Genomic DNA, 6,002 nt, shown 5'->3' with positions numbered 1-6,002 from the left:
GGCCGCGACGGCGGGGTTGCTGATGTCGCTGGACGGCATGCACTTCGTGCTGTCGCGGGCGGCGCTGCTGGACATCTTCCTGATGTTCTGGATCGTGGTGGCGTTCTTCTTCCTGGTCCTGGACCGCGAGCAGCGCCGCGCCAGGTGGCTCACCCTGCTGGAGACCGGCGGCGACCCGGACCGCCCCCGGCTCGGCGTCCCCTGGCACCGCCTCGCCTGCGCCGTCTCCCTCGGCCTGGCCTGCGGCGTCAAGTGGAGCGCGCTGTGGTACGTGCTGCTCTTCGCCGCCCTCACCGTCGTGTTCGAGGCGAGCGCCCGCCGCACGGCCGGCGCCGGCCACCCCGTCCGCGCCGCCCTCACCGCCGACGGCCGCTGGGTGCTCGCCTTCATCGCCGTGGTCGTGGCCACCTACCTGGCCACCTGGACCGGCTGGTTCCTCTCCGACGGCGGCTACTTCCGCCACTGGTACGCCCAGACCAACGGCCTCCAGCACGACCGCCTCGTCGACCCGCTGGTCAACCTGTGGCACTACCACGTGGAGGCGTACAGGTTCCACACCGGGCTGAGCTCGAAGCACCCGTACCAGTCGTGGCCGTGGATGTGGCTGCTGCTCGGCCGCCCCGTCAGCATGTACGTGAACACCGACGGCCCCTGCGACGCCACCAGCTGCGTGTCGCAGATCCTGATGCTCGGCACGCCCGTGCTGTGGTGGTCCTTCCTGCCCGCGCTCATCGCCCTCGGCTGGCTCGCGACCGCCCGCCGCGACGGCCGCGCCTGGCTCATCATGGTCTGCGCCCTCGCCGGCATCGTGCCCTGGTTCCAGAACATGCCGGAGCACCGCACGATGTTCGCCTTCTACGCCCTGCCCGCCGAGCCCTTCCTCGTCCTCGCCGTCGTGTACGTCCTGGGCGCCATCATCGGCCCGCCCCGCCACGCCGCCCCCGACAGCGACCACCGCCTGGTCGGCTCCATCATCGCCAGCGCGTACGTCTCCCTGGTCGCCCTCTGCTTCGCCTACTTCTACCCCATCTACAGCGCCACCGTGATCACCAACGCCGAGTGGCTCTCCAGGATGTGGCTCGGCTCCCGCTGGATGTGACCCCTCGCCTGCCGTCGACGAGGAGCGGCGGTCTCCACCGGTCAATGGCGGCGCGGCTCGCCGGTCGGCGCGGCGGCGCCGATCCTCGCCGGCAGAAGGTGGGTTCGGCGGTGGCGTGGTGCCGTTCCTCGCCCGGCTGGTGTGGCGGAGCCGGTGTTCGCTGGGTGGCGGCGCTGGTTCGGCGGTGGCGTGGTGCCGTTCCTCGCCCGGCTGGTGTGGCGGAGCCGGTGTTCGCTGGGTGGCGGCGCTGGTTCGGCGGTGGGACGGAGATCGTCGTCAGGCTGGTTCAACGGCGCGACCGGGCGGTGGCGGCGGGGGCCCACGATCACCGCCGGACGGTGGCGGCGAGTGTGGCCACCCTCATGCGCGAGTCGCCGCGGCTGGGGCGCACGGTCCCCGCCAGGCGGTGGGGCGGCGTCGGCTGCGCGGTCGGGTGGCGGCGGTGCTTGTCAGAAGGTCGGCGCGGTGGGCGCTGCCCGCGAACCGCACGGCGCGGTGGGCGCTGCCCGCGAACCGCACGGCGCGGTGGGCGCTGCCCGCGAACCGCACGGCGTGGTGGGCGCTGCCCGCGAACCGCACGGCGTGGTGGGCGCTGCCCGCGAACCGCACGGCGTGGTGGGCGCTGCCCGCGAACCGCACGGCGAGCACAGGCACGCGAGCCGGTTCCTGCGCCAGCTGCGGCGGGCATGGGCGTGCGCGTGCCGGCACCGAGCGGATGCGGCCAGGCACGAATCAGGCGGCAGTGCGGGCGCGGTGCCAGGCCGGGCGCGGCCAGTCGCAGCCGTGAGCGGCCAGTCCCGCCCCGCGACCGCCCCGTGGGGCACCGCACCGCAAAGGACGGCGTTGTGCTGACCCGGACGGCGGACGGTGTCCGGGTCGGCGGGACGGCCCGCGCCCCCGCCCCCGCCGGCGGTCGACGGACCCAGTCGGCCGTCGACCGACCCGCCGGCGGGGGTGTGGGTCAGGCGGCGGTGCCCGTCGTGTCCGGGGCGCTCAGGATCTCGAGCAGGCCGAGCAGGCTGAGCACCCGGCGGACGCCCGGGCTCGGGTTCACGATCCACAGGTCGCTGTGGTTGCTGCGGGCATGGGCGCGGGCGCCGACGAGCTTGCCGATGCCGGTCGAATCGATGAACGACACCAGGCTGAGGTCGACCTCGACGGCGGTGGCGCGCACGTCGTCGATGGCGCGGTGCAGCACGGTGCGTAGCTGGGCGACGTTCTCCAGGGTGACCTCGCCGGCGACCCTGACGCGGATCGCCTGATTGGGCAAGGGGTCGACCGTGATGTGCAACTCCGGGAATACCGCGAAACGATCGCCCTGATGCATTTGGCTCACCTTCTCACAATCCGAGCCGCTCTCACGATACGGGTTGCGCGGCGGTCGCGCATCCATCGAGGGATCGAATTCGATCAGGCGACACCCGTGGGGCGGAACTGCACGCTGACGCGGGGGCCGACGGGGCGGGCGGTCTTGGGGATGGCGTGCTCCCACGTGCGCTGGCACGAGCCGCCCATGACGATCAGGTCGCCGTGGCCGAGGGGGAAGCGGATGCTGTCGCCGCCGCCGCGCGGGCGCAGCAGCAGTGAGCGCGGCGAGCCGAACGACACGATCGCGACCATCGTGTCGAAGCGGGCGCCGCGGCCGATCGTGTCGCCGTGCCAGGCGACGCTGTCGCGGCCGTCGCGATACAGGCACATGCCGGCGGTGACGAAGGGCTCGCCGAGCTCCTCGATGTAGTGCCGGGTCAGCTGGCGGCGGGCGTCGGTGAGCAGCGGGTGCGGCAGCTCGTCGCGCTCGCCATACCACCGCAGGAGGCGGGGCACGTCGACGACGCCGTCATACATCTTGCGGCGCTCGGCGCGCCAGTCGACGTCGTGCAGCAGGGTCTCCAGGACCGCGTCGGAGCCGAGCACCCAGCCGGGCAGGTGGTCGACCCAGGCGCCGCGGCTGAGCTCGTGGCGCACCATCCCGCCGGTGAGCGGCCCCACCGAGGGCATGACCGTGTCCAGCATCGAGGGCTGGTACGCGAGGTCCATCATGCGATCAATCCTACACCCGTCTTCGAACGTACGTACGAGCAACGCGCCCATGCCGTCAGGCCGTATCGTATAGGTCACCATGAGTAGCAGGAAGATCGAGCGCACGCAGCGCGGCGGCGGGGACGCCTGCCGCGTCACGGACTACGCGACCGCCCGGGCGGTGCTGCGCAGCACCGACACGGTGCAGGCCGGGCTCGGCGTGGAGACGGTGGAGAAGCTGCCCCCGAGCATCAGGCGGCCGGTGCTGTACCGCGACGGCGAGGAGCACCGGGAGCACCGCCGGCAGACGGCCCGGTTCTTCACCCCGCGGCGGGTCGACGAGCACTACCGCGGGCTCATGGAGCGGGTCGCCGACGAGCAGCTCGACACGCTGCGGCGCGACGGCACGGCCGACCTGGCCAGGCTCAGCTTCCGGATGGCGATCGAGGTCGTGTCGGCGGTGATCGGCCTGACCGAGAGCCGGCCGGGGCTGGACCGCCGCCTCGACCGGTTCTTCCCGGAGAAGTTCGGCAGACCGGGGTTCACCAGCCTCACCGGCATCTCCTGGGTGATCCGGCAGAATGTCCAGTTCCTGGGGATCTATCTCGCCGACGTGCGCCCGGCGGTGCGCGCCCGGCGCCGGCAGCGGCGCGACGACCTCATCTCGCACCTGATCGACGAGGGCTGCCGTGGCGGGGAGATCCTGGGGGAGTGCCTGACGTTCGCCGCGGCCGGCATGGTCACGACCCGCGAGTTCGTGAACGTCGTGGCGTGGCACCTGTTCACCGACGAGGCGTTGCGGCGGCGGTACACCGGCGGCGACGAACCGGCCCGGGTGGCCCTGCTGCACGAGCTGCTGCGGCTGGAGCCCGTGGTCGGCAACCTCAAGCGGCGCACGACCGCGCCGCTGGCGCTCGGCGGCACCGAGCTGCCGGACGGCGCGCTCGTCGACCTCGACATCAGCGCCGCCAACCTGGAGCCGCACGTGGATGGGCCGGGGCTGTCGTTCGGCGACGGGCCGCACCGGTGCCCGGGCGCGTACGTGGCGATCCAGGAGGCGGACATCTTCCTCAGCAGGCTGTTCGCGCTGCCGGGCCTGCGCATGGTGACGCCGCCGCGGGTCGCGATGAAGCCTGACATCTCCAGCTACGAGCTGCGTGACTTCATCGTCAGCGTGCGGCCGCCAGGGTAGGGGCGGGTGCGAGGGACACCGCGGTCGGGTCCTCGATCATCCGCTCGACCACGACGCCGGCGCCACCGCGGGCGGCCGCGGTGAAGCCCAGGTGCGAGGCGACGAAGTGGCAGCGCGCCGCGGTGCTGGCGACCGCCATGCGGGCCAGGTTGGCCTGCGCCGACGGGATGAGGTGGTCGGCCAGGTCGGCGAAGTAGCCGCCGAGCACGATCACCCGGGGGTTGAACAGGTTCACCAGGATCGCGCCGCCGTGCCCGAGCCAGCGGCCGACCTCGGCGACGGCCGCGGCCACCGCCTTGTCGCCGCGCGCGAGGCGGCGCAGGACCTCGGCGACCCGCTCCTCGGGGTCGGGGATCGGGCCCCGCTCCAGGCCGTAGGCGACGTCCGGGGTGGCCCGGCGGACCAGCTCGGCCAGGCCGACCTTGGTCTCCCAGCAGCCGATGCGGCCGCAGCCGCACCGTTCGCCGGACGGGTCGAGCGGCAGGTGGCCGACCTCGCCGGAGAAGCCGTCGGCGCCGCGCAGCAGCCGGCCGTTGACGATCACCCCGCCGCCGACGCCGACCTCGCCGGTGAGGTAGACGAGGTCGTCGGTGCCGGCCGCGACGCCCCAGGTGTACTCGGCGAGCGCGGCCAGGTTGGCGTCGTTGTCCACGCCGATCCACAGGTCCGGGTCCAGGCCGTGGGCGAGGCGGGTGGCGACCGGGACGTCGCGCCAGCCGAGGTTGGGGGCGAGCACGACCACGCCGCGGGCGACGTCGACGAGGCCCGGCACGGCGACGGTGAGCCCGACCGGGGTCACCCCGCGCCGGACGAGCTCGGCGAGGGTGCGCTGGGCGGCCTGGGTGAGGTCGTCGAGGCAGCGCTCCACGTCGCGGCCCTTGGCGTCGAAGCTGACCCGCTTCTCGATGACCGTGCGGCCGGTGAGGTCGCTGCCGTGCACCGCGAGGTAGTCGACGTTGATCTCGATGCCGACCGCGCCGACGTCGGGGGACAGGGCGATGCCGCGGCCCGGGCGGCCGGCGGCGCCGGAGTGCTCGGTGCCGATCTCGCGGACCAGGCGCCGGCTGATCAGCTCGTCGACGAGGCTCGACACGGTCGCCTTGTGCAGGCCGGTCGCGGCGGCGATCGCGGCCCGGGACCGCGGTCCGTTGGTGCGGATGTGCCGCAGGGTCCGGCTCAGGTTGGCCCGGCGCAGGGCGAGCTGGTCCGTGGGCTCATCGACGGATCCGGCGCCGGCACGCTCCTTGCTCACCATCGACAGCTCACCATCGACCGCACTCCCATCGAACCTCGGGCCTCACCGCCGAACGCTCTTACGTCTGCATCGACCCAGCTCATTCGTCGGTCAGTCCGACGAATCAACCACGAAACATCCCGGCAACACCAGACCTGCGGACAACGAATCCAGAACGTTTCGAAACTCCTTTCCACATCTGTGTCGAGGTGCCCACGTTCGAACGCAAGAACCCCACGTGATGCCACAGAACCGCGCGCTGCCGTTTCCAGTGACACCCGTTGACTTCCCGGTAGCATGTCTGCAACATTTGGGCCAACACGATGCAAGATTCCAACAAGCAGCCGTCAGACTTTCGCTACTCTCCGCAACTCGCGCTGTGGCCGGTCCGCCAGCAGGTCCGCAGCGCACCGCCCCCGTCCACGGAGAGGCACGTCGTGCCCGTTCGCGCCCCACCC

5 protein-coding genes are annotated in these 6,002 nt (G+C 72.6%); 2 read left to right on the top strand and 3 right to left on the bottom strand.

Features of this window, described 5'->3' with window-relative positions; translation table 11 throughout:
* Positions 1 to 1,099 (top strand): dolichyl-phosphate-mannose--protein mannosyltransferase (locus OP18_RS25360; RefSeq protein WP_033361547.1); only part of this gene is annotated, 1,099 nt, incomplete at its 5' end.
* A gap of 961 nt (positions 1,100 to 2,060) precedes the next feature.
* Here OP18_RS25360 and OP18_RS25350 read toward each other — a convergent pair.
* Positions 2,061 to 2,492 (bottom strand): STAS domain-containing protein, encoded by a 432-nt coding sequence (locus tag OP18_RS25350; RefSeq protein ID WP_081971080.1) that lies wholly within the window; start codon positions 2,490 to 2,492, stop codon positions 2,061 to 2,063.
* Positions 2,493 to 2,509: 17 nt separating this feature from the next.
* On the bottom strand, positions 2,510 to 3,136 hold the full coding sequence (locus OP18_RS25345) for an alpha-ketoglutarate-dependent dioxygenase AlkB (protein ID WP_033361545.1): 627 nt from the start codon (positions 3,134 to 3,136) through the stop codon (positions 2,510 to 2,512).
* 82 nt (positions 3,137 to 3,218) lie between these two features.
* On the opposite strand from OP18_RS25345, the gene OP18_RS25340 reads away from it, so the two are divergent.
* A complete protein-coding gene (locus OP18_RS25340; protein ID WP_033361470.1) occupies positions 3,219 to 4,310 on the top strand; it encodes a cytochrome P450 in 1,092 nt (363 codons plus the stop codon).
* Here the strand turns inward: OP18_RS25340 and OP18_RS25335 are convergent.
* Complete coding sequence (locus OP18_RS25335; RefSeq protein WP_052387276.1) at positions 4,288 to 5,565, bottom strand: ROK family transcriptional regulator; 1,278 nt, start codon at positions 5,563 to 5,565, stop codon at positions 4,288 to 4,290. The two genes, OP18_RS25340 and OP18_RS25335, sit on opposite strands and share 23 nt — an antisense overlap.
* Between the last annotated feature and the right edge of the window lie 437 nt (positions 5,566 to 6,002).

Origin of the sequence: Dactylosporangium aurantiacum, assembly GCF_000716715.1 — a bacterium.
Lineage (GTDB): Bacteria > Actinomycetota > Actinomycetes > Mycobacteriales > Micromonosporaceae > Dactylosporangium > Dactylosporangium aurantiacum.
Note: the sequence above shows the minus strand (reverse complement) of the source record. Positions and strands in the feature narration are given on the sequence as shown.

What these genes read in the sequence shown, in the direction of transcription:
- OP18_RS25345 (WP_033361545.1), bottom strand. Translation starts at nt 3,136, where the DNA reads ATGGACCTCGCGTACCAGCCCTCGATGCTGGACACGGTCATGCCCTCG.
- OP18_RS25335 (WP_052387276.1), bottom strand. Translation starts at nt 5,565, where the DNA reads ATGGTGAGCAAGGAGCGTGCCGGCGCCGGATCCGTCGATGAGCCCACG.
- OP18_RS25340 (WP_033361470.1), top strand. Translation starts at nt 3,219, where the DNA reads ATGAGTAGCAGGAAGATCGAGCGCACGCAGCGCGGCGGCGGGGACGCC.
- OP18_RS25350 (WP_081971080.1), bottom strand. Translation starts at nt 2,492, where the DNA reads ATGGATGCGCGACCGCCGCGCAACCCGTATCGTGAGAGCGGCTCGGAT.